This window comes from Marinobacter sp. KMM 10035 (assembly GCF_046537445.1).
Lineage (GTDB): Bacteria > Pseudomonadota > Gammaproteobacteria > Pseudomonadales > Oleiphilaceae > Marinobacter > Marinobacter sediminicola.
In genome coordinates, this window is sequence record NZ_JBBVMG010000001.1 from 1,588,065 (window position 1) to 1,612,774 (window position 24,710).

Sequence of the window (24,710 nt, forward strand, 5' to 3'; positions counted from 1 at the left end):
GATGTGGCCGTTACTTCCTGTTCCGCTTGTGATTGAACGTGTTGGCGTTGCTTGGAAGCTGGATTTTTGGGTTAACCTGTTTAAGTGCACCGTATAAGTTCTTTCGAGAATAGGGGTAGTTCATGCACAGTTGGTGGACTTCCCCGTTTTTCATTTGCACGTTTATGTTGGTCATATAGCCTGAGCCAATATTCAGCTTGTGCTCGATGGCTACAATATCCAGAGGACGGATTCTGAAGCACCACTCCTCAAAAATAGGGTGATGGCTATAGAATTCCTTTTCCGTTACGTAGATTTCGAATTTGTCCCTTCTTTTCAGCAGCCAAGCCAGAATTACGGCCAGGACGACTGCTACAGCAATAGCTCCTTTCTCAACCATATCGAATATTTCTTCGAAGTTTGGCTGGTCTTTAAAAAAGTGTTGAAACATAAAGAGAATAACGGGTATCGCCAGTATATTGAGGGCAACACTTACGGCTTGTCGGGTTTGGCTTTTTTTGTAGTGGAAGAGCATGGGCGAGCCTGTTTTGCGCTGGGTAAGTGATAAACAGAATACTTGGTGCTCGCCTGCGGATGCCAGTTTTTTTGGAAGGTGGGCGGGGAGTCGGTAGGCCCGAAGGCCTACCTGAAAAGGTTGGAATCAGAAACCGTCGACAGGTGCTGTCATCCACCCCAGGCCACCTGCGCTGCTTTCACTCGTCGGGTTGTCCATGATATGTGTGAGTGAGTTGTTTTCACGAGTATTCACGTAGATAACTTCGTATCGGTCATCGTTGTCATCTTCATAGGTTACTTGTATCAAACGATGCGGCCCCGGTGCGGAGCGCCCCATGGAGATACTCTCAGCCGTTTCTGACAGGCGGCCTAATATCACTCGGCCAGCTTCTGGGTTGTTGGCATCTACGGCAGCAATGAGCTTTTTGTTGCAGGCCATGAATACCTCGCTGGGCTCAAGGCTGCTGAAGCTTCCTCCGGTATAGTTAGCTTTGCCAGAAGTGGATGCGCCTATCCAGGTGCAGTCCTTAAGCTCCACACGCTTGCTGCCATCCGCCTTAATGGCTGTGGCATAGTCAGAACTGTTGGCCTCACGATTGTAGAAGAACCATCCCTCTTGGCTGACGACGCTCACGGGGGTGCTAAAAGCGCCATTCAATAAGTTACCGCCATTGTTGCTCCGGCCATCCAGCAGCACTTCGCTTTTACCATCCAGAGAAATGGCGATTAAACGTTCGTTTATTTCCCAGATAAAATGAGTGCCCGCATCGACCAGGAAGTCACCAAGGTTCGCTTCCTTGTCTTCCATTAGCTTGCCACCCTCGTGGTACACAGCTTCCCAGCCCACGTTGTCAGCGGTTGTGGTGATCTTGATTAAGGATGCGTGCGCTTCAATATCCGATGGATTCGGAGCTCCGCCCCCTCCAAGCAGGCTGCCAATACCGCCGTCACTGGTGGCTAAAAAAAGTGTTTCACCATCTTTACTAACGGTGCGTCCGGCTTCATTTGGTCCGAACATGGGAAGAGCCGTGGTTTCCAGATTGTCTCCATTTGCATTCTTCAGTAGGTGCAACTTTCCTGAACTATGCTCATAAAACCAGAGTGTGGTAGTCACTTCCAGCGAGGTTCCAATCTGCTTTTTTTCAGGAAGCGCCAGAACCGCACCGCTGTTTAAGTGGTAAACACCGGTAATATAATTGTATGTCTCGTCAGTCCTATCTTGACTGAACTCAACTGGGCCCGTGCCATCATTGTTGGGAATGCAGGTGGCATTCATTAGATTGGCACCAGATACAAATGCCAGACAGTCGTTCTGGTTCAGATCGGCGACGATCCAGCCATATGCGCTGCCGGCTTTGGCACCCTGGGTTTCGAACAAGGGTGCTTGAACATTAAAACCGGCACCGAAATCCTGAACCGGCGTGCTCGAGTCCGCATCAAGCGAGGTGAGGCGGTACTGCCTGCTGGACATCGATGAGTTTTTAGCGGGAAATACATACTGTGTCCGGTTGGCGTCATCCAGGTTGAAGGACACTATCTGGTGAGCTACTGCAAATCCCAAGTCTGCAGATTGGCCGCTTTCATTAGTGACTTGTTCCGGCATGCTACCCACCGACACACCAACTCTCATAAGGGCTGACGGCATGGGGAATCCGGGTAGGTATTGATACTCCTCTTCCTGAACATAGGTCACGCCAGTTACTTGGTAGTTATCGACTTCGCCAGTGTTCGTGTCAATAGTTGCTTGGTGGAGCGCCATTGGAGAAACGGCGCTGTTTACGGAGCCGACACCTGCAAGCTTTGGGTCAATTGTGTGGTTGGTTTTGAGCGCTGGGTCGTAGGCCATTAGCCAAGCCCCGGCAGGCTGATTGGGGCCTGTTTGACCACTGTGGTCAGATGCATCGATGTAGAATAGGCGGTGCTCCTGGTTAGCGTCGGTAGTCAGCCCGTATAACTCCGCCAGATTGGTCGTTGTTGGAATATTGTCGGTGGTGCTGGGGCCACCGTAATTTGGATTGCCTCCGCCTCCGCCTCCGTCGTCGCCGTCACCTCCGCCGCCACAGGCCGCAAGCCCTAGTGCCGCAACACCGGCAACCAACAAGGTGCGTAGTTGGGAAAAAGGCGTAGCCAGAGCCTGGCTATGCTCCAATTTGATCGAGTTAGACATTCCATATCTCCTATCACCACTATGTGATCTTGTTGTGTCGGTCGAAAGCCCGTCTGCCGGCCAGCGTTTGTGATTCAGCGTGTCGCTGGCGTAGCTGCTGGCGGCAGTTGGTCAACCTTATTGTGGGCGCCTGCATCAGAGAGGGGTATCACTCAAACGGGGGATGCCCAGTGCGCACCTTTTTCACAAGCGGGGGGGGCGATTGAATTTATGATCTGGTGAACATTTATCGAAATAAGCTGCAGTTTCAGTTTGTTGCGTTTGGCTTTTGCCGCTATTGTGATGCCCGGATCATTAACAAATCTTTACGCTTCGGAGGCCGTCCGGCCATGCTTGATTACATCGCACTCGGCATTTTGATTTTTGCCGCCATAACCGTCTTTTACGGAATCATCGTAATTCACGATATTCCCTACGATATTGCTGAAAAGCGACATCACCCCCACGCTGACGCCATTCATGTAGCCGGGTGGATCAGTTTGTTAACGCTGCATGTTATTTGGCCCTTTTTGTGGATATGGGCAACCCTCTACAGAGAGGACAGGGGGTGGGGCTTTAACAAACGTGCCGCGGTAGCACAAGCCGACCCTGAAACGGAAGCAGCCAGCACAACGGATGCGTCTATTGCCGGGCTCAAAGCTCAAGTATCCGAACTGAGTGCGCAGGTTGCGCAGTTACAGCAGTCTGCTAACCAGCCAGCGGGAGATGAACGCTAATGGATCTTTTGTTAGTTCTTACCTATACCGCGCTGTGCATTGCTATTTTTAAGATTTTCAGAATCCCGTTGAACAAGTGGACGGTACCTACCGCGGTATTGGGTGGTGTTGTTTTGATTGGCGGGCTGATTTTCAGCATGAATTATAATCATCCGTTTTCCGAAGCAAGTCGCGATTACTTTGTTACCACACCCATTGTGCCAACCGTTAGCGGCCGAGTAATTGAGGTCAAAGTTCAGGGTGGCGTGAAGGTAAAAAAGGACGACGTGCTTTTCGTGATCGACCCCGAGCCCTTTCAGTTCAAGGTTGACTCGATTCGTGCACAGTTAAAATCCGCTAAGGTTGACCAAAAGCGGGCGCTGGAGTTGGTAAGGCGCGGAGCTGGCAGTCAGCGCGCAGCCGACCTCAGTACTGCGCAAGCAGACACATTACAAGCTCAACTCGCTGAAGCGGAATTTAACCTGAGCGAGACCGTTGTCCGGGCGCCAACCGATGGCTACGTGGCACAGCTGGCTCTGAGGCCCGGCATGATGGCAGTCTCTCTGCCACTGCGGCCTGTCATGGTATTTGTGCATGCGGAAGACTTGTATTTTGTAGGATGGTATCGCCAGAACAGCCTGTTGCGCTTGCAGGCGGGCAATGAGGCGGAGGTGGCTCTGAACGGGCTTCCCGGCCAAGTATTTTCCGGCAGGGTGAAAAGCGTATTACCGGCACTGGCCGAAGGCCAGGTTCAGGCAAGCGGTAACTTGATTAACCCATTGGCAGCAGTTCATCCGGGGCGGATACCGGTGTTGATTGAAATTACGGATCCAGATTTCCAGCAGTATGTTGGCACAGTGCCTGGTGGTGCCTTTGGGCAAAGTGCGGTTTATAGCGAGCATTTTCATCACGTAGCGATCATGCGGAAAATACTCTTGCGGATGTCTTCTTGGGTTAACTACCTGTTCCCCTTCCATTAAAAGACTGTTGTCTGAGCAATGCCGCTTGTGATGATGTTTGTCCAAGCGGCATCGATGCTCTGCGGAGCAGTCTCAGTTTTCCATATAGTGCTGAATCTCCGTGAACACCTGGTCCATAAACGGTTGATCGAGGGGTAACAGATGCCCGCTTTCAGGCAGTATGATCAGTGATGCGTTGGGTATTTCCTGAGCAAGGTGCCGTGCAAATTCTACAGGGACAAAGGTATCTTTCTCTCCCTGATAGATATGCACCGGCACCTGAATATCTGCCAGATGAAAAGGCCAGGCAGCCCATTGCACTTCGAGGTCCTGAATAGCACCTTTCACTCCCTGCACCAATGCTTCCTGTTGGTTGCGCACAAACAGCTCAGAGCGCGCCTTGTCATCAAGGAGAGCTTGGTCTGAAGCGGGCATCTCGGCTTCTGCGACGGCCATATAGGCACCCGGTAGAGTCAGGTCCGCCCAGCGGGCTACTTTGAGTGCTTGCTTGAACAGCGCGGGATGCTCTTCTGACAACTCAGGGCCACGTAACCCATAGTCACTCATCGCCTGGAGAGCCTTATCGTACTCGCCGAAGTTGGTGTATCCGGATATCGAGATGGCAAAGCGAACGCGCTGGGGCAAATAGTAAGCCGTCGCCAGCACAGGTGGACCGCCACTGGACCAGCCCATTAAACCAAACTCGTCCAGCCCCTTTTCATCCGCCAGTTTTTCCATGTCAGCGGCAAAGTCCAGCAAGCCATAATTCGAGACGAAACTGGATGCCCCTATTCCTGGCCGGTCCATAACGATCAGGCGGATTCCGTAATCCTTGGCTTTGGCATCCAAAAACAATAGCTCCAAGCGGGATCCAGGGTTGCCATGGGCATAAAGTACGGGAAAACCTTGTGGGTCTCCGCGCTCCAGCCATGCGACACGGCGCGAGCTCCAGGTCGAAAATTGGGGAGTTCCTTCATCGGGCTGCTTTGTTTCAACAACGCTTCGATCCGCTTTCGTGGATGCGCAGCCGGGCAGCGCTGCCCACAGCGATATTGAAATCAATGTAAATAAAATCCGTGACACGTTGATTACCTCATACAAACCAGAACTTATTGTAGTTGTTGCGCAGTTATTCTGCTTATTTAAGAGAAGGACGGGCCTAGACGCCTGACTCTGTGGCGGACGAATAACTAGCTGAAAAAGGTTGTAAAGCGTCGCATTTACACCGGTATCACTCATTTGGGGGATATACAGCTTAAATTGACACTGCTAATTTCGAGCATTAAATATACAGGTTAATAATGAACACTCTTTGCAATTAATAGAGTGATCAGAAACGACAGGGAGAGGTTGGGATGTCCGAAATAGTCGACTCTAAGAGCAGCCATGCAACGGCGTCCGTGATGGGAGGTGCGCGCGGTGTGTTGATTGCTGTAGTTGCTTCGCTAGGACTTATCGCCTGTGGCGGAAGTAGCGATGGCAACGACACTGATGATCAAAATCCCACCACTGCTACCCCTATGTCGGGCAGTGCTCAAAAAGGGCCATTTCAGGCTGGCGGCACTGCGACGGCCATTCAGCTACAAGCCGACGGTTCGCTTGGCAGTGCTTCTGTTTCGGGTGATATAGCGTCCAATGGTGGTTTTAGTCTTACGGACGCCGACTGGGCGGGCCCGACCCAACTTGAAATGACGGGTGTGTTTTTTAATGAGGTTGTCAACAATTTCACCAGCGATAGCGCCACACTCCATGCCGCCATCACATTGCCGGATGATGCCAGTGCCAACGTGAACCTGTTTACCCACTTTGCTGCGGCACGTACCCAGACGCTAATGGCTGCTGGTGCTGATTTTGGCAACGCTCGCGCTCAGGCACGTGGCGACTTGAACGCCATCATAGGCATTAGTGCGGCCCCAACCTCACTTGATCTTCACGAGGACAACGGAAGCACTGCACACCAGAGTGACAGTGCGAACTTGTTACTGTTCTCTGCAGCGACATTGACTGCAGGTGTAGACCAGGCCGGGATCGATGCGATTGCTGAAGATTTTGCAGATGACGGTCAGATCAACGGTGTTGGGCAAATCAAATTCGACGAAATTAAGCAGGCGGCAGCGGATCTTCCAGACTTGCTCGCCACCGCACGTGCCAATATGCAAGCAACATATAGCGTTGTTCCACCGGATAACGCCACGGGTCTGAGCCCCGTTTGGGTTCCCGGTGCGCCGCCTCTGCCTGTTGCATCGTTCACTTTCAGCGGATCTCTCAAAGCCGGCGACCCCCAGTCGTTTGACGCAGATACCTCAACTGGCGATACGCTGACTTACGCTTGGGAATTCGGCGATGGTGATACGGCCACCGGCGCACAGGCAACACATGTTTATGCGGATGCAGGTAACTACACGGTAGTACTTACGGTTACAGACAGAGGCAATCGTAGCGACACTGAATCTCGTGATCTGGCCATTACAGAAGGTTCAACAACGCCGGCGCCACCAACCGCAGCCTTCGGTGTCAGCGGTGATCAAGTAGTGAATCAGAATCTGACATTTAGCGCGGGCAGCTCGGTGGGTGCAGACTTGGTATACGCCTGGACGTTTGGCGACGGCAATATGGCCAATGGCGCACAGGCAACTCACGCCTACACCTCTGCAGGGGATTACAGCGTTGAATTGACGGTGACTGACAGTGCAAGCCAAACGGATACAACAGCGCAGACTTTAACTATTATCGCGTCACCGAGTACCGTGCAAAAGGTATCCGCGAGCGACCTCACGGATGGTGATAGTTTCGGCGTTTCGGTCGCGATGGACGGCGATACTGCCGTGATAGGGGCGGAGTTCGCCGAAATTGGTCGCGACAGGGACGCTGGTTCAGCGTATGTATTCACTCGCGTTAACGGTGTCTGGAGCGAGAGCCAGCAGCTTATCGCGAGCGATAAAACGAGTATTGATTATTTTGGCTCCTCCGTTGCCTTTGATGGCGACACCATAGTGGTTGGTGCGAGAAATGCTGACGGCGGGGGCGCGGCCTATGTGTTCACCCGCTCGAATGGTGCCTGGAGCGAACAGGCCAAACTCGTGGCAAGCGATCGAGAGCCGGGAGCGAGCTTCGGTAGCGCGGTCGCTATTGAGGGCGATACCGTACTAGTGGGTGCCAGTGGGTATTATAAAAATGGTGCAGGGCTACAGGGCGCTGCGTATGCATTTACCCGGACAGGCAGTTCCTGGAGCCAGCAGGCAAAACTCACTGCAATCGGTGGTTCTGAGCCTGAAATTGCAAAGTTTGGCCACGCAGTCGCTCTCCAGGGTGACACCGCCATGATTGGCGCGCCTTTTACCCGTCTCAGTGGTAACAATGCAGAAGGTGCGGTCCATGTGTTTACCCGCTCGGGTAATAGCTGGAGCCATGATCAGATGCTGGCAGTCGGTGTTAGTGAGGGCAAGGCGTTATTCGGTTACTCGGTTTCTATCTCCGGTGAAACTGCAGTGGTAGGGCAAAGCCAAGGCACCGTCGGCACCAAAACGTCGCAAGGTTCGGCCTATGTTTACGATCGGGTTGCGGGTGTTTGGAGCGAGAGCCAGCGGTTGATTGCAAGCGATGGCGAAGCACGCGATGTATTCGGGAGTTCGGTTTCTATTCTCAACGACACCATTTTGATTGGGGCGGGTTTCGCAGATGCCTATGCCCGACTATCAGGTGTGGCATATGTGTTTACGCGCTCCGGTGGTGCATGGAATCAGCAAGACAAACTATGGGCCGAGCCGGCTTCCCAGGACGATCGTTTTGGCTACGCAGTCACCCTTGATGGCACCGAAGGCTTGATAGGCGCTTATACCTCAGGCAGCTCTTACATAGATCCAGGCAAAGCATATTTTTACGATTTCAGTGACTTGGTATCGCCGTGAATGGCTGAGTGCATTGGCAGCGACTGTGCAAGTGTGGAAATGCAGCGCTCAGGGCCCCTGACTTGTCTTGGCGAACGTCTGGCAGTCCACTATTCAGGCTGCCTCACCTTAACGTTATGGGTTTGAGGTTTGACGAAACGGCAGCGCCGTTTCGGCCTCCTCGTAATATCCCATAATCTGCTCTGCTTCTTCACGAGTAAACGCCGCAATGGCATCCCGAAAGCCCGGGTGGGCTATTCCATGCCACGAGTGGGTGATCACCGGCTCAAACCCCCGCACTAGCTTGTGCTCCCCCTGCGCGCCTGCATCAAACATTTGCAGGCCCAGTTCGATAGCCAGTTCAATGCCCTGGTAGTAGCAAGTCTCAAAGTGCAGATGGCTGTACTCCTCCAGGCAGCCCCAGTAACGGCCGTAGAGTGTGTTTTGCCCGGCTAGAAACAATGCTCCTGCAATCATTTCACCGTCTTTAACCGCCACAATCACATGCAGGTGCTCTGGCATGGTCTCGCGCATTTGCTCGAAGAACTGCCGGGTAAGGTAAGGTTGTTGCCCGCGTTTCAGGTAGGTGGCCTGATAGAAAACATAGAAGGCTGCAAGAACTTGGTCGGATATGTTTCGGCCATGAAATCGGGCAAAGGTAATATCTTGCTCGGCTACTTGGCGTCGCTCTTTGCGAATGGATTTACGTTTGCGGGAGGTGAGCTGGCCCAGAAAGTCGTCAAAACTGCCATAGCCTTTGTTGCGCCAGTGGAACTGGCAGCCTATTCGATGCAGCTGAGTTTCGTATTGGAGCAGTTTCTGGTCTTGTTCGTTCGGAAACAAAAGGTGCCACGAGTGAGCACCAAGTTTGGCGATAAGGGCGTCAAAAAGGTCGTGAATACTTTGGGCATCAAGGGCGCTGCGAAGCTGTGGATCAAGTAGTAGGCGTGGCCCTTGGGACGGTGTAAACGGAACGGCAATCAGAAGTTTCGGATAATAGTTCATGCCGTAGCGCCGGTAGGCATCAGCCCAGGCCCAATCAAACACGTACTCGCCCATGGAATGGGATTTGATATAGGCGGGTGCCACACCGGCAATTTCGCCGTCCATCCGAAAAACGAGATGGCTGGGCTTCCAGCCAGTTGCTTCACTGGTGCAGCGGGTGCTTTCCAGCGCTTCAAAAAACTCGTACCGGAGAAACGGATTGCCGGTGCCTGCCAGCCTTTCCCAGGTATCCCTGGGGATATCGGACAGGGCATGACAGGCCTCGAGAGTTATAGAAGAAACTGCGGGTTCTGACATGGTTGGGGCGTACTCCTTGATCGCTCCCCCTACCTTACGTCAAAACCCGGCTTGTGATCACTTCTTCAGGTTGTCACAGCGCTTTTTCATCTTGTCCTGCATTTTTTTCATGCGCTTTTCGTGCTTCTGGCGATTTTCTTCGTGCATTTCATTCCAGATTTCGCGCTGTTTATCGGTTAGTTTCAGGCGCTCAGCCATGGCCTCTTGCCGCTCAGCCATTTCTGCCTGGCGCTCGGCTTGGTCAAAGCGACCCTTGCCTTCGCGCATGTCTTCGCACATTTCTGTCATGTCGCGCTGGTTGCCGTGGTGGCCGCCCCCGTGTTTCCCAGTCGAGTTGCTTGCCATCAAGGCTGGGCTGGCTGCAAACAGAGCTGAGGCCAGAAGGCCGGCAGTAATAATTGAAGATTTACGTTTGCTCATGATGTTTCCTCGCGTTGTTAGCTGCTTTTCAGCAGAAGGTTGATTCGTATGACAGCCATGGTACCGCCCGGCTTGGTAAACGAGCGTCAATGCCATGTAAAGGTTCTGCAAAGGACCATAAGCCAGAGCCAGCAGACTCTCGGGGCCGTGATAGACTTCAGCTAACACTTCAGGCGCAAATCAGGCGTTCAAAACCGGGCAGAGAGTCAGAATGCAGAACAGGGTTCTTTTGGTAGAGGATGACGATGAACTGCGTGAGTTGCTTGCTCGCTATTTGAGCGGCCAGGGGTTTACCGTACGTGAAGCCGCCAATGGACAAGATGGCTTGGCATTAGCGCTTGGGCAGCACTGCGATATTGTTGTGCTGGATATTATGCTGCCAGATATCAATGGGCTTGAAGTCCTGCGAGAATTGCGCTCCCAAACGCATCTGCCGGTGGTCTTGCTGACAGCCAGGGGAGACGAGACGGACCGAATTGTTGGCTTTGAAGTGGGTGCGGATGACTATATCCCAAAGCCTTGCAACCCTCGTGAGCTGGTGGCTCGTTTGCAAGCGATACTGCGCCGGGTCGCCTGGGATCAGAAGACCGAGGTGAAGGCTGCGCAGCGGTACGGTGATTTGCGCATTGAGACCAATCACCGGCGCATTTACCAAAATGATGAAGCGCTTGATTTAACAGCCACTGAGTATGAAATTCTTCAGGTGCTGCTGGCCCATGCGGGCAGTGTGGTTCGAAAAACCGACCTTATGCAATGGGCTTTGGGGCGACGCCTTGAAGCTTTTGACCGGACACTGGATATGCACATCAGCAATCTTCGTAAAAAGCTTGGGGGTGACGATTCGCCAAGAATTGAAACGGTGCGCGGTCTTGGCTACAGCTATCGGGTGTCCGAATGAACGCCCGCTTTCAATCTCGTCTGATAGTGCCGTTGTTTTGGCGGATTTTTGTTCTGATCTGGCTGGCCATGGTGGTAACGGTCATCGTGAGTAGCCTGGCTTCCCGTGTGTTGCTGGATCGTGAGCGTGCCGCCATCGAGCGTCAACTTGAGTTACGGGATCTTGGTTTTGAAGTGTCTGCAATACAGCAGACCCGAGGGCGTAGAGATGCACATAGGTTCCTCAGGGCGCAGGGGGATGAGCTGGGCCTGCATCTGATGATGATCAGTGCGGATGACGATAACCGTTTACCTGCGGCTATTCGCTCGCGAATAGATTCGGGTTGGTATCGGCAAAAACCTGCGATTGTTGACGTTGGAGATGGCTACCGTTTGGTTGCCTGGCCGAAAATGCACGGAGAGGGGTGGTTGGAGCCTCGGGTTTTCCGCTTTTTGGAAATAGGCTTGGCGTTCATTCTGATCACCCTTGCATGTTGGTTAATAGCGCGTTACGTGTCGCGGCCGATGCGGCACATGGAGTCTACGGCGAAGGCGATTGCCGGGGGTGATACACAGTTAAGGGTGAACGAACGTATTACGGCCAGGCGGGATGAAGTGGGCCAGCTGGCGACGGCGTTTAATGCCATGACGGATCAGCTTTGCACCCTGCTGGATCGACAGAAGCATCTTTTAAGGGATATTTCCCATGACTTGCGAACGCCGCTGGCGCGTCAGCGTATTGCGATTGAACTGGCCAGCGAAGGCGGCGTAGAGGAAGAACTGATGGGCAGCATCCTGCGCCAGAATGAGCGCCTGGATACCATGACAGGGCAAATATTAACTCTGTATCGGGTGACAGAGGAGGGCGGCGGTATCGCGCGTGATCCGGTGCGCCCGGTGGATCTACTGAACCAGGTTTTGCGGGATTCTGCAGACTATGCAGAACATCATCGGGTGGCCTGTAAGCTGGTCTCAATGCCAGAGAGTACCGGTGTGACCGTTCTGGGTGATGCGGGTCTGTTGCAGCGGGCGTTTGATAATATTCTGCAGAATGCTCTGGACTACACGCCGCCAGGCAAGATCGTCCATGTTTCTTTGGCGTTGTCTTCAGGTTGGATAAGCCTGACGATTGAGGATGAGGGGCCCGGCGTTGCAGGGGACATTCTGGAAAACCTCTTTGAGCCGTTTTTTCGCGCTGATAAATCCCGGGGAGGCCAGGGTTGGGGGTTAGGTTTGGCCATTGCCAAAGATATAATTCAGGCTCACGACGGCGACATTACCGCGCGTAATAGTGAACATGCCGGTTTGCAGGTTGTCGCCCGGTTGCCCGTATTTGCGGCGGATTAAAAAATCACAGGCAATTCCATGAAGAAAGATTATCCCGTTCCTGCCGGCTACCTTGAGCGGGAGACGGAAATCAAAAAAAGCCGCTTCATTGCCCGGATTGCGCCTGTAGCTTCCCGGGAGGAAGTGAAGGTTTGGCTTGAAAAAGCCCATCAAGACCATCCCGATGCCCGTCATATCTGCTGGGCTTATCAGATAGGTCGCCCAGGCTCTGCAGCGGAAGCCGCCATGAACGATGATGGCGAGCCTTCCGGTACCGCAGGCAAGCCTATCCTCAACGTGATTCAGCACAAGGATATGGGCGACGTTCTGGTTATGGTTATTCGGTATTTCGGTGGTATAAAACTTGGCGCCGGAGGGCTGGTGAGAGCCTACGCAGGCGCTGCTGAGAGTGTGCTTTCGGAGGTGGGCAGGGTATTTCACAAACCGCTTAGCGCAGCCAACGTTGTGATGGGGTTTGCGGATGAACAGCCACTGCGGCATTGGTGTGATGTTAATTCTGTAGAACTGGAATCAGTTATTTATGGTGCTTCTGTCACCGCGCGGGTTCTTGTTCCGGAAGATCAGGCTAATACCTTTAGCGCCTTTTGTGATGCACACAAATTGGATTACAGTTTCGAAACATGAATCGGCAAAAATGCATCGGACAAGTGTCTTGCGCGTATACTGATGTCAGGATTCCAAGAAACCAAGGGGTAGGCAATGGCTCGTATTCTGATGGCAGCACTGGTGGCACTGGCAATAACTGGGTGCGCCAGCAATGTGGTTACCGATTACAACTCCGCCGCGGCGTTCAGCAATTATTCAACCTGGGACTTCGTGTCCAACCCCGGCGAGCCCTCGTTTATTTCTCTCGATGGAAGCCGTGTCCAGAGTGCGGTTGAGCGGGAGCTGAACCTTAAATCCATGACCAAGGTTGCAGAACCGGAAGCCGACCTGCTGGTTAGCTGGCGGATTGTAGAAGAGGAGCGTCTCGAGCAATCTGGCGTGGGCATGGGTTTAGGCTTTGGTACCGGTAACTTTGGTTGGGGGATTTCGTCACCGCCACCGGTGCGTGAAGTAAAAGAAGGCAAACTGGTGATTGAGTTAGTCGATACAAGCTCGAAGGAAGTTGTTTGGCGTGCAGCCAGTCGCCGTTACCTCAATGAAAAGCAGTCCCCTGACAAACGCGGAAAACTCATTGACGAAGTGGTTGCCGAGATGTTCACCAAGTATCCTCCTGATCTGGACTAAAAAATACAAAGGCCTTATGGAGGCATAGCTTCAAGGGCCTGGCATAGGGAGGGTAAATGGCTAGGCAATCTAAAGGTGGGTTGGTATTTTCAACCGAGCAGGGGCGGATGTGTCCCGAGTGCCGAAACCCGGTTTCAGGCTGCACTTGCCGTGAGGCTCAACGCCCTGAAGGTGATGGTGTTGTGCGAGTGAGTCGTGAAACCAAAGGGCGCAAAGGCAAAGGCGTTACTCTGGTAACGGGTATCCCCATGGATGACAAAGAGCTTAAAGCTTACGCGAAAGTACTCAAGGCCAAGTGCGGCACGGGCGGCACAGTTAAAGACGGGGTAGTGGAAATTCAGGGCGACCACCGGGATGTGCTTGTGCCCCTGCTGGAGCAAAAAGGCTGGATTGTTAAGCGTTCAGGCGGCTGAAGGTATCGATACGAACTCTTTTTGAAAGGAGGCAGGCATGCACATACTGGTTTTGGGTGCGGGAGTTGTTGGAACAACCACCGCCTGGTTTTTGCAGAAGCAAGGACACCAGGTGACGGTGGTAGATCGGCAGGGCCAAGCAGGCCTGGAAACCAGTTATGCAAACGGGGGGCAGATTTCTGTTTCCCACGCCGAACCTTGGGCGAACCCCTCCGCACCGTTAAAAGTGCTGAAATGGCTGTTTAAAGCGGATGCCCCCCTATTGTTCCGCCCAAGGATGGATCCTGCCCAATGGCGCTGGGCTCTGTCTTTTCTGACGCAATGCACATCTGCAAAAGCCGCCCATAATATTCGCCAGATGGTGAATCTTGGCACATATAGCCGCAGCCAGTTACAAGCTTTGCGCCAAGAGGCTGGGCTTGAATACGACCAGGTAGAAAAGGGTATTCTGCATTTTTACACCAATCCTGAAGAGTTTGATGCCGCGCTTGAGCCAACTCGAATCATGTGCGATCTCGGGTGTGATCGACAGATTATTGATGCGGAAAAAGCCGTAGAAATCGAACCAGCGCTTAGTCATATCCAGCACAAAATTGCGGGTGCAACCTATACCCCTGAGGATGAATCCGGTGATGCGCGCAAGTTTACCCAGGCACTGGCCGAGCGGTGTCAGGACGCCGGTGTGGAGTTCTGCTACCAAACCGACGTTCTTGGTTTCGAGCGCGCGGGAGAGCGAATTCTTGGCGTTCAGGTGTTGAAGGATGGGCATCACCAAACCATGAGGGCGGACAGCTATGTACTCAGCCTGGGAAGCTTCAGTGCAGTGCTAGCTCGTCAGCTTGGGTTGTTCTTGAACATCTATCCCGCCAAAGGTTACTCCATAACGGTACCGGTGAAGAATGACGAGGCTGCATTCAATGTGAGCCTTACAGATGACGAGTACAAGCTGGTTTACTCGCGCCTTGGCGATCGTATTCGCGTTGCGGGAACGGCCGAACTGAGCGGCTATACCCGTGATCTTAATTACACCCGCTGTCGTGCCATTGTGCGTAGAACAGCAGAGATAATGCCTGAAGCTGGTTATTGGGATCAGGCCGAGTTCTGGACAGGCCTGCGACCAGCAACCCCCTCCAATGTGCCCTACGTGGGCAAAAGCCATTTTGCCAATCTGTATTTGAATACCGGCCACGGAACGCTGGGTTGGACCCATTCCTGTGGATCAGCGGCTGCGCTGGCGGATATTGTTGATGGTAGGAAACCGGAAGTGGATTTCACCTTCTCAGGGCTTTAACGTTTCTTTCTGACGTACAGAACCTTGTTAACCCGGGCGACCAGCTCGCCTTTTTCATCAACAATGTCTACATCCCACTCAGGTAGAAACTTATCGCCGCCCGCTGTGGCTGTACGAATTTCCTCCAGGCGTTCGCCAGTCAGTTCAAAGTGAGCGGTTACCTTGCCTTTGCCGGGGCGGATAAAATCGATACAGGCAGACTTGTCCCAAACTATGTAGTCATTCCCCAGGCTGTTCATCAGCAGCAACATATACATAGGGTCGACCATACTGTAGAGCGAACCTCCAAAGTGCGTACCCACGTAGTTGGTATTGTACCAGCGCAGATTCATTTCGACGGTTGCTGAGCTGTAGTCATCCGCAATGTGGGTCACTTTAACGCCTGCGCCTGCATAGGGGCCGTATACATTCATTATCTTACGTACGCCGTTCGGGCTGGCTATCCAGTTACGCAGTTTCGACATCATAGCGGTGAGGCTCTTTTGCAGGAGAAAGTTTTGAGGCGTGGGATTATACGTTGAAAAACAAAAATGGCCCGCAGGAAAGCCTGACGGGCCATTTGGGTGTTAAACCGGATTACTGCAGTTGGTCTCGAATCAGCTTTTTGTTGATCTTGCCGACACTTGTTTTTGGAATGTCTTCAACAAAATCCATCTGTTGGGGTATCGCCCACTTGTTGATCTCGCCGCTTTCGACGTGTTTTTGAAGGTGAGCCTGTATATCTTCCAGTGATGCCTGAACACCGGGTTTGAGCGTAATGAGTGCATAGGGCCTTTCTCCCCATTTTTCATCGGGAATGCCTACAACGGCCGCACCTGCCACCGCAGGGTGCTGGCTGATCAAACTTTCCAGATCAAGGGATGAAAGCCACTCGCCGCCTGTCTTGATCACATCCTTGATGCGATCCTTGATGGTGAGGGTATTGTTTGGCTCGATGGAGGCGACGTCCCCCGTATGCAGCCAGCCGCCCTGCCAGAGTTCTTCACCTTTGGCAGGTTCTTTGAAGTAACTTTGGGTTAGCCAGGGGGCGCGGGCAACGACTTCACCCTGCGCTACACCATCGTGGGCCACCGGGTTGCCGGAAGGATCAACAATTTCCAGTTCCACCATCGGGACGGCAATGCCGGTTTTGATCCGTGTGGCCGTTTGCTGCTCCAGGGGCAGTTCCAGTTCTTCCGGTTTTAGGTGGGTGGCACTGAGCAATGGGCATGTCTCTGACATGCCGTAGCCGGTGTACATGCGAATGCCCAGTTTCGCTGCGGCGTCGCACAACCCCTTGGTCATTGCACTGCCACCAATCAGCACCTGCCAGTTGCTCAGATCGGCGGTTTTAATGGATTCGGTGCCCATCAGCATCTGCATGATGGTTGGAACACAGTGGGAGAAAGACACCTTGTGTTCCTTGATCAGATCAACCAACAGTTCAGGCTCATAGCGGCCGGGGTAGACCTGCTTTATGCCCATCATGGTGGCGGCATAAGGAACGCCCCAGGCGTGAACGTGGAACATCGGCGTCACTGGCATATAGACCGACGAAGAGCGCAGCAGCGGCATCTCATCGTAGGCCGCAAGTGAGCCTGTCATGGCCAGAGTGTGCAGCACCAGTTGGCGATGACTGAAGAATACACCCTTGGGATTGCCGGTTGTGCCGGAGGTGTAGAAGGTGGTTGCCACACTGTTCTCGTCGAAATCCGGGAAGTCGAATTTTGTGGCTGCATCGGCTAGTAGTGCTTCGTACTCTCCAGTGGTGGTGAGCTTCGTGGCTTTGGCTGTCTTTTCATCGCTAAGCTGGATGTATGTCTTAACGGTTGTGATTTCGCTCTGCAAACCTTCCAGAATCGGCAGGAAATCATCGTGTACCAGAACCACGTCATCTTCGGCGTGGTTCATGGTGTAGACAATCTGTTCGGGTGACAGGCGCACGTTGATGGTATGTAAAATGGCACCGATCATTGGAATGGCGAAAAAGCATTCCAGATAGCGGGGTGTGTCCCAGTCCATAACCGCTACGGTATCACCTGGCTTTACGCCCGCATCGGTGAGAGCGTTGGCGAGGCGATGAATCCGCTCAACCAGATCCGTGTAGGTGTACTTACTGTGGTTGGCGTACACAATTTCTTGATCGGGCGAGTACCTTGGCCCGGATAGCAGTAACTGCTTTATAAGAAGAGGGTACTGATGGGCATTTTCAGCTGCGGGTAAAATTCGTGTTTTTGCCATGTGTCGAATCCTTATTCCCTGTTTTTAGTGTTGTCTGAGAAGTTGGGTCAATCTGACATAAATTGTTTAGGATCGGAAGCTTGCAAGGTCTTTTAGCCTCAGGCGACCGGCAATAGCTATTGCTCCCAAGGCTTGCCTTCTGTGCCTTCCACTGTTTTCACACCTATGTGCATCGCTGCTTTTGCCAACATGTTGGCGCTCACCGGGGCTGTCATCAGCAAAAACACAGTGATCAGAATTTCGGAGATGCCGATGTCTTCACCCATGGCACTGAAATAGATAACCGAGCTGAGCATGATGGCGCCAACACCAACGGTGGTTGCTTTGGTTGGTCCGTGCAGCCGTGTGTAAAAGTCCGGCAGCCTTGCCAGGCCGATTGCACCGATCAAAGTAAAAGCGCCACCGAAAAGCAGCAGGGCCGAGATAACATATTCTGCAAATGGGCTCATAAATATCTCCGGTTGTTACTCAATGACGCTGCCGCGCTTCAAGTATTTCGCCATGGCTACGGTGCTCACAAAGCCCATAACCGCAATCAGCAAAGCAGACTCAAGGTACATGCGCGTGCCTAGAGTGATGCCCAGCAGGATGATCAAGGCAATGGCGTTGATATAGAGCGTATCAATCGCCAGAACGCGGTCGGGCTCATCGGGCCCTACAATCAAACGGTATACGTTCAACAACGCGGCCAGAGTCACCATGGCAATGGTCACATACAGGGCAGTGGTGATCATTTGAACATCTCCATCAGCGGTTTTTCGTAGCTGTTGTAAATGGCGTCGATAACTTCCTGATCGCTACCTGCGTCCAGCGCATGGATAAGCAGGGTTTGGTTATCATCACTCACATCAGCGCTGACTGTTCCAGGCGTGAGCGAAATAGTACTGGCGAGAATGGAAATGGCCAGCGGGTGATCAAGTGTAAGTGGGTAGCTGATAAAGGCCGGTCTTGGTGTGCGGGGGCTCAGGATCAGCCAAGCCACCGAAAAGCTCGCCACTATAATGTCCTTTAGAACTCGCAGTATGTAACCCGGCATGCGCCAGGTTTTCACAAAGGCCGGGCGCTCCGGCCAGAACCCGTGAGTTATCTGGGGAATCACCCAAGCCAGGATAAGACCGAGTACAACACTGCCACCGGATACGCCATCGCTGAGTATCTGCCATGTGGCAAACAGAATCAGGCTCAGCCAGGGTTGAGGAAAGCTCAGGCGATCAAACATCAGTTTATCTCCCCCACCAGCGGGTTCTGAGGTACGTGCACAGGCGTTTGTAGAGTGTTGATATAACCTTGGTTGTCGTGCAGCTGTTCTGCAGTTGCGCGGGTGTAGTCACTGAGCGGACCTGCCAATACCACGATTAGCATGGTCAGGCAGGTCAGGATGCCGGTAGATACGGCGACCCTGTTATTCATGGGTTCCGGGGTTTCCAGATGGCCATCTACGTTCCACCAGAAAACGATGCTGCCAGCTCGGCTGTAAGCGATGAGCGTGAGGAGGCTGCCTACCAGAAGAACACCCCAAAGCCAGGCCATCTCAACGCCAGGCTCAACAGACTGGAGAATCAGCAGTTTCCCGAAAAATCCGCTCAAAGGTGGGAGGCCCGCCGCGGCCACAGCGCCAATAAGGAACAGCACGCTCAGGAAGGTTCTGTGGTGCATTTTGGGTGCGGTAACGATGCTGTCACCTGCCGCTCCCCTTTGGCTTGCAACCAGTTCGGACACCAGAAATAGCGCGGCAACTGTCCAGGTGGTGCTGACCAGATAAAACAAAGCGGCAGACAACCCCGCTTCTGATCCCAGCGCGATTGGCGCAAGCAGTGTTCCTACCGAAATAATAACCTGCCAGGCCACCAGAGTTTTAAGGTTATCAGCGCCCAAAGCACCGATAACGCCCATGCTCAATGTGACCAGTGCCAGGGGGAAGAGCCAGTCCATACCCAGGTTGGCGAGTTCGCCAGCGTCTTCTCCGAACATCAGCGGGTATATTCTCACAATGGCGTAAATGCCCACCTTGGTCATGACCGCAAACAGGGCAGCAACCGGCGCCGTTGCTCTCGCGTAGGCTTTGGGTAGCCAGAAACACAGGGGAAGGATGGCTGCTTTGAGGCCAAAAACCACCAGTAGCATCATGCCCCCAGCCTTAACGAGGCTCAGGTTATTGCCAGTCACCTGCGGGATTTTTACAGCCAGGTCCGCCATGTTCAGGGTGCCGGTAACGCTGTAGATCATGCCCACACTGATCAGGAACAGGGCAGAGCCTGCCAGATTCAGAACAACATAATGTAGCCCGGCTACGGTGCGGGAGCTGCCGCCGCCGTGCATGAGCAATCCGTAAGAGGCAATAAGCAGAACTTCAAAGGCAACAAACAGGTTGAACAGGTCGCCGGTGAGAAATGCAATGTTCAGGCCCATTAACTGGAACAAAAACAAGGTATGGAACTGGCGATTGCCTTCATCGGCACCGCCACTTGCATATATATGGCAGAACAGCCCGAGAACCGCGGTTAGCACCAGCATCAGGGCCGATAGCCTGTCGAGCACCAGAACGATCCCAAAGGGAGGCTGCCAGTTGCCGAACGCGTAAACGCGGTAACTGCCATCGCTGGCAAGCGCTAACAAAACAATCGCGGATACCAGCATCAGAACGGTAGTGGCAATTGCCAGAGTGCGGCGCAGGCTGATTGGGGCGTAGCCCATAAACACCTGCAAAATACCGCCGAGCAGGGGGATCAGAATCGGGGCGATAAGCCAATGAGTCATTTATCGCTTACCTCTTGCTCAAGTTTTGACGGTGGCGTGGCGGCTTCACGCCGACCATCCACATGATCGTTTTCGTTGTCCGCCAGATTACGCAGCGATAGAACAACCAGGAATGCCGTCATGGCAAAACCAATAACAATGGCGGTGAGCACCAATGCCTGGGGCAAGGGGTCGGAATAGCTCGCGGCGGTTCCGATGACGGGCTGCTGACCTGTGGCGAGTCGCCCGGAGGCGAAAAGGAACAGGTTTACGCCATAGGAGAGCAGTGTCAGCCCCATGATGACGGGGAAGGTGCGAGCACGTAGCAGCAGATAAACACCTGATGTCGTTAAGGCACCTATGACCAGTGCAAATAGCAGTTCCATTACGCGCCCTCCATTTTGCTTTTGATGGCCGAATGAGGCGACAGCCGGCCGATACTGACCAGCGCCAGCAAGGTTGCACCGATCACCGCCAGGTACACGCCCAAATCAAACACCAGCGCGGAGGCTACTTCGAATTTGCCCACCACGGGCCAGGTGATATAGCCAAATGAGCTGGTCAGGAACGGATAGCCAAAGGCCAGACTGCCGGCACCGGCGATAGTAGCAAACAGTAGACCGAGGCCAATCACGTTGTGGTACCTGAATGGAATGCGATCCTCAGTCCACACCATGCCGCTGGCAATATACTGCAGAATCAACGCCACTGAAGTAATCAGACCGGCAATAAAGCCACCCCCGGGCAGGTTATGGCCACGCAGGAAAATATAGGCAGACACCATCAGTGCCAGCGGTAGCATGGGCCGGGCAATTTGCCGCAGCATCAGCGGGTAGTGGTCCCGCGTCCAGGCATGTCCTAGCCCGTCTCCCGGAGGGGGAGTCAGTGCGGTATTCTTCAACATGGCGTAAATGCCTAGCGCTGCAATGGCCAGTACTGTTATCTCACCCAGAGTATCGAAACCACGGAAGTCCACCAGAATCACGTTTACCACGTTGGTTCCGCCACCGCCGGGTTTGCTGTTTTCCAGGAAGAATTCAGAAATGGAACTGAATGGCTGGGTCAGCATGGCGAGGGTAATCAGAGTCATGCCGGTACCCGCAGCCAGAGCAATCAACAGATCCCGAATGCGGCGCCCTTTAGAGCTTTCCATGGGCGTCCAGGAGGGCATGTAATAAAGTGCCAGCATCAGCAGAACAATGGTGACGACTTCCACCGAGAGCTGCGTCATAGCCAGGTCCGGTGCTGAGAAACGGGCGAACGCCAACGCCACTATCAGGCCTACAACGCTCAGAAGTACCAGCGCGTAAAAGCGCTCTCGGTGCCAGAGGGCGGTTGCCAGAGCGGAGACAATCAGCACACCAGCCGCAATGCCCGTAGGCCAGTCAACTGGGCTTAGTCCATTCTCACCAATATAAAAACCGCTCTCCACGAGCGGCATTATTGCTACTGCAATGACGCTTACCACCAGAAGCATGGCGTAGCGTTGCAAGGAGCCGTTTTCGAGCCATCCGGTAAAGGTGTGGGCCATGTCTTCGATTTTTGAAACGGCATACTCGAATACCGCCTTGCCATCCACTTCCCGGAGTTGCGCATGGAAGTCGAAAAAGCGTTGGCGTTGTGTGTACATCAGCAGGCCACCAAAGAAGGCCAGGAAGCTCATCAGCAATGGCAGATTAAAGCCGTGCAGGATCGCCAGTTGATAGTCCGGTACTTCGCCACCAAGGGTTGCAGATGCTGCAGAATACAGCAGCGGCCCGACGGAAATGGTTGGGAATACGCCAACCATGATGCAGGCAAACACCAGAATCTCCACCGGGAATTTCATGTAACGGGGAGGTTCGTGGGGCGGGAACTTGGGAAGATCAACCGGCTTGCCGTTGAAAAACACGTCGTGAACAAAGCGGGCCGAATAGGCAACGGCAAAAATACCCGCCAGGGTTGCAACAATCGGAGGCACCCATGCCCAGAGGCCAGGCAGGTTGAGCTGCAGGGACTCAGCAAAGAACATTTCCTTACTGAGGAAACCGTTCAGCAAAGGAACGCCCGCCATGGAAGAGGCTGCCACCATGGCTAGGGTGGCGGTATGGGGCATATAACGCCAAAGCCCGTTGATTCGGCGCATATCGCGGGTGCCTGTTTCATGGTCAATAATACCGGCGGCCATGAACAGTGAAGCCTTGAAGGTGGCATGGTTGATTACGTGGAATATCGCAGCAACAGCGGCCAGTTGGGTGCCCATGCCCAGTAGCAGAGTGATAAGGCCCAGATGGCTTACGGTTGAATAGGCAAGCAGCCCTTTCAAATCGTGTTTGAACATGGCGATATAAGCGCCAAGCAGAAGTGTGGCCATGCCGGTGAAACTGACCATATAGAACCATTGTTCGGTCCCCGCCAAGGCCGGATACAAACGCGCCATCAAGAAGATGCCTGCTTTTACCATGGTGGCAGAGTGCAGGTAAGCCGAGATGGGGGTAGGCGCCTGCATGGCATGGGGCAGCCAGAAATGAAACGGGAACTGGGCTGATTTGGTAAAGGCGCCAAGCAATACCAGAGTCAGTGCCACGGGATACATGGCGTGGGCTTTGATTTGATCGCCCGCGGCAAGCACATCGTCCAGCTCAAAACTGCCAACAATATTGCCGATAATCAGAATGCCGGCCAACAGGGCCAGCCCGCCGCCGCCGGTTATCGTCAGTGCCATCCGTGCACCACGCCGGGCATCCTGTTTATGGGTCCAGAAACTGATCAGCAGGAAGGAGGTCAGGCTGGTGAGTTCCCAGAAAATGAGCATCAGAAGCAGGTTGCCAGAGAGCACAATGCCCAGCATTGAGCCTTTGAAGCAGAGCAGCAGGGAGTAGAACTTGGCTACATTCTCCTTGACGCTCAGGTAATAGTGAGAGTAGATGATGACCAGCAGGCCGATGACCAGTATCAGCAGTGCGAAAAGGAGTGCGAGACCATCAAGGCGAAAACTGAAGGAAAGCCCGAGTGTCGGCAGCCACTCATAAGTGTGAAGCACCGTGCCACCCGCTGAAAGAACAGACCAGTGGGGAAATAGCGCCGCCAGCGCAATCAGAGCAGGGACGGATGATGCTATTGCGATAGCCGTTCGCCCGCCCTGGGCAAATAAGGGTGCTGCTATGGCCCCCAGAAACGGCAGTAGTACAACCAGCGGTAGCGACATCGCAGCCTCGTTAGCGGTTTTGTTTTTAATGAATGAAAATGGTTTATGTGCTTGAGTCTAGTTCCCCATTGGCCACCCTGCACAGGTCGCTAGAGGCGATGTGGTCGGGCGACGGGAGATGGATCAGCGAAAGGCTGGTGGATCAGGGAAGTAAGGTAAGCGCCCGCGATGCCGCGCGATGTCGGCGGTAAGAGGGGGACGTTTGATCTGCTTGCAGCCGACGGACCTTGCGGTCATGGTTGCTCCGTTAGTAAAACCTGGCCAATGATAATACGTGCCCGGGCTCGCAGGTCAAGTCGGCTTGTGATCGATCAATTGTATTTTGGTACTTGGATGCAAAGCAGAGGGGGGCCGCCAGCGCCCTGTTTTGCAGTCTCTGCTTTGGGTTCCAGCGCTTTATCTGCCAAATCGCGACCGGTAGGCACCCGGCGCCAACCCTGTTTGTTTTCGAAAAAGACGGCTGAAAGAGCTGACATCCTCGTATCCCACCAGCCGGGTAACGTCCTCCACGGGCAAACGTGATTTTTCCAGATGGCTGCGGGCAGCCTCTATTCTTATGGATTGGAGATAGCTTTTGGGCGTTTCACCCGTGGCGGCTTTGAATCTTCGCATCAGCGAGCGCGTTGTCAGGCCACTGAAAGCGGCAAGAGACTGCAGGTTTATGGTTTCCCCGTAGTGCTCCTCCAGCCAGTTTTGCAGATCCAGAATGACTGGGTCTGAGTGGTAACGCCTGGTTTGAAGTGCGCTATAAGGTGCTTGGCTATTGCGCCCGGCATCAATCACAAAGGCCTTCGTCAGTTCCCGGGCAACCTGAGCGCCTGCTCGCCGCTCTATGAGATGCACACCCAAATCCCACCAAGCCATACCACCGCCTGCACAGGCAATGTGGCCATCTACTGTCACGAGTTTTTCGGGATTCAGCTTTACTTGCGGGTAGGTCTGACGAAATCGGTCGCTGAACCCCCAGTGCGTGGTTGCTTCTTTATTATTCAGCAGGCCAGCCTCAGCCAGTAGAAAAGCTCCAGTGCAGTTACTGGCCAACTGAACTTGCCCGGTGATGCTTTTGTTCGGAGTGCTGAACTGGGTGAGCCAGGTAACCAGATCCGGATTTGCAGCCAGCACCTGATCAATTGGCGCTCCAATAGTTGGCACGATTACCAGATCAGCACTGTTTGCATCCAGATTCTCCCAGCTCCCGTCTGAAACCAGCGTTATGCCGTTAATGCATCTGCAGTGATCGCCGTTGCGCGTAAGCAACTGAGTAGTGAAGTGTCGCTCAGGCTGTTCACCATGAATCCGCGCCCAGGTAACGCCGGCTAACCGAAATAAATCGATCACACCTGTGATGGCACTGGCTAAAGCGCCATCAAATCCAATAATTGAAACCTTTTGCACAAGTTCTCCAAGACGAGCAACTCTGTTAGGGCGGTACCACCATCACCCGGGAGCCAACGCTCATAGGTGCTTTGGCAGAATTGGCCATGA

23 protein-coding genes are annotated in these 24,710 nt (G+C 53.5%); 9 read left to right on the top strand and 14 right to left on the bottom strand.

Features of this window, described 5'->3' with window-relative positions; translation table 11 throughout:
• Positions 1-10: 10 nt before the first annotated feature.
• Together AADB16_RS07180 and AADB16_RS07185 are read right to left on the bottom strand one after the other, a co-directional pair.
• On the bottom strand, positions 11-514 hold the full coding sequence (locus AADB16_RS07180) for a hypothetical protein (protein ID WP_309045106.1): 504 nt from the start codon (positions 512-514) through the stop codon (positions 11-13).
• A 126-nt stretch (positions 515-640) separates the two neighbouring features.
• Entirely contained in the window at positions 641-2,662 is a 2,022-nt protein-coding gene (locus AADB16_RS07185) for a hypothetical protein (protein WP_410802304.1), read from the bottom strand.
• Between the two features lie 329 nt (positions 2,663-2,991).
• Here AADB16_RS07185 and AADB16_RS07190 point away from each other — a divergent pair, with 329 nt between their 5' ends.
• Together AADB16_RS07190 and AADB16_RS07195 are read left to right on the top strand one after the other, a co-directional pair.
• A complete protein-coding gene (locus tag AADB16_RS07190; protein WP_309045108.1) occupies positions 2,992-3,378 on the top strand; it encodes a DUF3302 domain-containing protein in 387 nt (128 codons plus the stop codon).
• The gene (locus AADB16_RS07195; protein WP_309045109.1) at positions 3,378-4,337 is read left to right on the top strand and encodes an HlyD family secretion protein; all 960 of its coding nucleotides are present in this window, start codon (positions 3,378-3,380) and stop codon (positions 4,335-4,337) included. The genes AADB16_RS07190 and AADB16_RS07195 overlap by 1 nt, the downstream gene beginning before the upstream one ends.
• 72 nt (positions 4,338-4,409) lie before the next feature.
• Here AADB16_RS07195 and AADB16_RS07200 read toward each other — a convergent pair whose 3' ends face one another.
• On the bottom strand, positions 4,410-5,555 hold the full coding sequence (locus AADB16_RS07200; RefSeq protein ID WP_309045110.1) for an alpha/beta fold hydrolase: 1,146 nt from the start codon (positions 5,553-5,555) through the stop codon (positions 4,410-4,412).
• A 116-nt stretch (positions 5,556-5,671) separates the two neighbouring features.
• Here AADB16_RS07200 and AADB16_RS07205 point away from each other — a divergent pair, with 116 nt between their 5' ends.
• Positions 5,672-8,224: a PKD domain-containing protein gene (locus AADB16_RS07205; RefSeq protein WP_410802306.1), complete on the top strand. Its 2,553-nt coding sequence runs from the start codon at positions 5,672-5,674 to the stop codon at positions 8,222-8,224.
• A gap of 114 nt (positions 8,225-8,338) precedes the next feature.
• Here AADB16_RS07205 and AADB16_RS07210 read toward each other — a convergent pair whose 3' ends face one another.
• Both AADB16_RS07210 and AADB16_RS07215 read right to left on the bottom strand, forming a co-directional pair.
• Positions 8,339-9,505, bottom strand: a complete 1,167-nt coding sequence (locus tag AADB16_RS07210) for a GNAT family N-acetyltransferase (RefSeq protein ID WP_410802308.1) — start codon at positions 9,503-9,505, stop codon at positions 8,339-8,341.
• 57 nt (positions 9,506-9,562) lie between these two features.
• Entirely contained in the window at positions 9,563-9,925 is a 363-nt protein-coding gene (locus AADB16_RS07215) for a hypothetical protein (RefSeq protein ID WP_410802310.1), read from the bottom strand.
• A 211-nt stretch (positions 9,926-10,136) separates the two neighbouring features.
• Here AADB16_RS07215 and AADB16_RS07220 point away from each other — a divergent pair, with 211 nt between their 5' ends.
• The 6 genes from AADB16_RS07220 (at position 10,137) to AADB16_RS07245 (ending at position 15,082) form a co-directional block, all read left to right on the top strand.
• Positions 10,137-10,823, top strand: coding sequence for a response regulator transcription factor (locus AADB16_RS07220; protein ID WP_410802312.1), 687 nt, complete (start codon positions 10,137-10,139; stop codon positions 10,821-10,823).
• A complete protein-coding gene (locus tag AADB16_RS07225; RefSeq protein WP_410802314.1) occupies positions 10,820-12,148 on the top strand; it encodes a sensor histidine kinase in 1,329 nt (442 codons plus the stop codon). Before AADB16_RS07220 ends, AADB16_RS07225 begins: the two co-directional genes overlap by 4 nt.
• Positions 12,149-12,166: 18 nt before the next feature.
• Positions 12,167-12,772 (top strand): YigZ family protein, encoded by a 606-nt coding sequence (locus tag AADB16_RS07230; protein WP_410802316.1) that lies wholly within the window; start codon positions 12,167-12,169, stop codon positions 12,770-12,772.
• 75 nt (positions 12,773-12,847) lie between these two features.
• Complete coding sequence (locus AADB16_RS07235) at positions 12,848-13,378, top strand: DUF4136 domain-containing protein (RefSeq protein ID WP_309045117.1); 531 nt, start codon at positions 12,848-12,850, stop codon at positions 13,376-13,378.
• Positions 13,379-13,434: 56 nt separating this feature from the next.
• Positions 13,435-13,791, top strand: a complete 357-nt coding sequence (locus AADB16_RS07240; protein WP_410802318.1) for a translation initiation factor Sui1 — start codon at positions 13,435-13,437, stop codon at positions 13,789-13,791.
• A 37-nt stretch (positions 13,792-13,828) separates the two neighbouring features.
• A complete protein-coding gene (locus tag AADB16_RS07245; RefSeq protein WP_410802320.1) occupies positions 13,829-15,082 on the top strand; it encodes a D-amino acid dehydrogenase in 1,254 nt (417 codons plus the stop codon).
• Here AADB16_RS07245 and AADB16_RS07250 read toward each other — a convergent pair.
• From AADB16_RS07250 to AADB16_RS07290, 9 genes are all read right to left on the bottom strand, one after another.
• On the bottom strand, positions 15,079-15,549 hold the full coding sequence (locus AADB16_RS07250; protein ID WP_410802322.1) for a DUF4442 domain-containing protein: 471 nt from the start codon (positions 15,547-15,549) through the stop codon (positions 15,079-15,081). The genes AADB16_RS07245 and AADB16_RS07250 overlap by 4 nt on opposite strands.
• Positions 15,550-15,658: 109 nt before the next feature.
• Positions 15,659-17,302 (bottom strand): fatty acid--CoA ligase, encoded by a 1,644-nt coding sequence (locus AADB16_RS07255; protein WP_410802323.1) that lies wholly within the window; start codon positions 17,300-17,302, stop codon positions 15,659-15,661.
• A gap of 116 nt (positions 17,303-17,418) precedes the next feature.
• Positions 17,419-17,751, bottom strand: coding sequence for a Na+/H+ antiporter subunit G (locus AADB16_RS07260; RefSeq protein WP_410802324.1), 333 nt, complete (start codon positions 17,749-17,751; stop codon positions 17,419-17,421).
• A 15-nt stretch (positions 17,752-17,766) separates the two neighbouring features.
• The gene (locus AADB16_RS07265; protein ID WP_309045123.1) at positions 17,767-18,036 is read right to left on the bottom strand and encodes a K+/H+ antiporter subunit F; all 270 of its coding nucleotides are present in this window, start codon (positions 18,034-18,036) and stop codon (positions 17,767-17,769) included.
• On the bottom strand, positions 18,033-18,521 hold the full coding sequence (locus AADB16_RS07270) for a Na+/H+ antiporter subunit E (protein WP_309045124.1): 489 nt from the start codon (positions 18,519-18,521) through the stop codon (positions 18,033-18,035). Before AADB16_RS07270 ends, AADB16_RS07265 begins: the two co-directional genes overlap by 4 nt.
• Positions 18,521-20,059, bottom strand: coding sequence for a monovalent cation/H+ antiporter subunit D (locus tag AADB16_RS07275; RefSeq protein WP_410802326.1), 1,539 nt, complete (start codon positions 20,057-20,059; stop codon positions 18,521-18,523). The genes AADB16_RS07270 and AADB16_RS07275 overlap by 1 nt, the downstream gene beginning before the upstream one ends.
• Positions 20,056-20,424: a Na+/H+ antiporter subunit C gene (locus AADB16_RS07280; protein ID WP_309045126.1), complete on the bottom strand. Its 369-nt coding sequence runs from the start codon at positions 20,422-20,424 to the stop codon at positions 20,056-20,058. The genes AADB16_RS07275 and AADB16_RS07280 overlap by 4 nt, the downstream gene beginning before the upstream one ends.
• Entirely contained in the window at positions 20,424-23,225 is a 2,802-nt protein-coding gene (locus AADB16_RS07285) for a monovalent cation/H+ antiporter subunit A (protein ID WP_410802328.1), read from the bottom strand. Before AADB16_RS07285 ends, AADB16_RS07280 begins: the two co-directional genes overlap by 1 nt.
• Positions 23,226-23,621: 396 nt before the next feature.
• Positions 23,622-24,620 carry a GlxA family transcriptional regulator gene (locus tag AADB16_RS07290; RefSeq protein ID WP_410802330.1) on the bottom strand — a complete coding sequence of 333 codons (999 nt, stop codon included), beginning with the start codon at positions 24,618-24,620 and terminating at the stop codon, positions 23,622-23,624.
• Between the last annotated feature and the right edge of the window lie 90 nt (positions 24,621-24,710).

Excerpts from the sequence above, each read along its gene's own strand:
- AADB16_RS07180 (WP_309045106.1), bottom strand. The coding sequence starts at position 514 with ATGCTCTTCCACTACAAAAAAAGCCAAACCCGACAAGCCGTAAGTGTT.
- AADB16_RS07185 (WP_410802304.1), bottom strand. The coding sequence starts at position 2,662 with ATGTCTAACTCGATCAAATTGGAGCATAGCCAGGCTCTGGCTACGCCT.
- AADB16_RS07190 (WP_309045108.1), top strand. The coding sequence starts at position 2,992 with ATGCTTGATTACATCGCACTCGGCATTTTGATTTTTGCCGCCATAACC.
- AADB16_RS07195 (WP_309045109.1), top strand. The coding sequence starts at position 3,378 with ATGGATCTTTTGTTAGTTCTTACCTATACCGCGCTGTGCATTGCTATT.
- AADB16_RS07200 (WP_309045110.1), bottom strand. The coding sequence starts at position 5,555 with ATGAGTGATACCGGTGTAAATGCGACGCTTTACAACCTTTTTCAGCTA.
- AADB16_RS07205 (WP_410802306.1), top strand. The coding sequence starts at position 5,672 with ATGTCCGAAATAGTCGACTCTAAGAGCAGCCATGCAACGGCGTCCGTG.
- AADB16_RS07210 (WP_410802308.1), bottom strand. The coding sequence starts at position 9,505 with ATGTCAGAACCCGCAGTTTCTTCTATAACTCTCGAGGCCTGTCATGCC.
- AADB16_RS07215 (WP_410802310.1), bottom strand. The coding sequence starts at position 9,925 with ATGAGCAAACGTAAATCTTCAATTATTACTGCCGGCCTTCTGGCCTCA.
- AADB16_RS07220 (WP_410802312.1), top strand. The coding sequence starts at position 10,137 with ATGCAGAACAGGGTTCTTTTGGTAGAGGATGACGATGAACTGCGTGAG.
- AADB16_RS07225 (WP_410802314.1), top strand. The coding sequence starts at position 10,820 with ATGAACGCCCGCTTTCAATCTCGTCTGATAGTGCCGTTGTTTTGGCGG.
- AADB16_RS07230 (WP_410802316.1), top strand. The coding sequence starts at position 12,167 with ATGAAGAAAGATTATCCCGTTCCTGCCGGCTACCTTGAGCGGGAGACG.
- AADB16_RS07235 (WP_309045117.1), top strand. The coding sequence starts at position 12,848 with ATGGCTCGTATTCTGATGGCAGCACTGGTGGCACTGGCAATAACTGGG.
- AADB16_RS07240 (WP_410802318.1), top strand. The coding sequence starts at position 13,435 with ATGGCTAGGCAATCTAAAGGTGGGTTGGTATTTTCAACCGAGCAGGGG.
- AADB16_RS07245 (WP_410802320.1), top strand. The coding sequence starts at position 13,829 with ATGCACATACTGGTTTTGGGTGCGGGAGTTGTTGGAACAACCACCGCC.
- AADB16_RS07250 (WP_410802322.1), bottom strand. The coding sequence starts at position 15,549 with ATGATGTCGAAACTGCGTAACTGGATAGCCAGCCCGAACGGCGTACGT.
- AADB16_RS07255 (WP_410802323.1), bottom strand. The coding sequence starts at position 17,302 with ATGGCAAAAACACGAATTTTACCCGCAGCTGAAAATGCCCATCAGTAC.
- AADB16_RS07260 (WP_410802324.1), bottom strand. The coding sequence starts at position 17,751 with ATGAGCCCATTTGCAGAATATGTTATCTCGGCCCTGCTGCTTTTCGGT.
- AADB16_RS07265 (WP_309045123.1), bottom strand. The coding sequence starts at position 18,036 with ATGATCACCACTGCCCTGTATGTGACCATTGCCATGGTGACTCTGGCC.
- AADB16_RS07270 (WP_309045124.1), bottom strand. The coding sequence starts at position 18,521 with ATGTTTGATCGCCTGAGCTTTCCTCAACCCTGGCTGAGCCTGATTCTG.
- AADB16_RS07275 (WP_410802326.1), bottom strand. The coding sequence starts at position 20,059 with ATGACTCATTGGCTTATCGCCCCGATTCTGATCCCCCTGCTCGGCGGT.
- AADB16_RS07280 (WP_309045126.1), bottom strand. The coding sequence starts at position 20,424 with ATGGAACTGCTATTTGCACTGGTCATAGGTGCCTTAACGACATCAGGT.
- AADB16_RS07285 (WP_410802328.1), bottom strand. The coding sequence starts at position 23,225 with ATGTCGCTACCGCTGGTTGTACTACTGCCGTTTCTGGGGGCCATAGCA.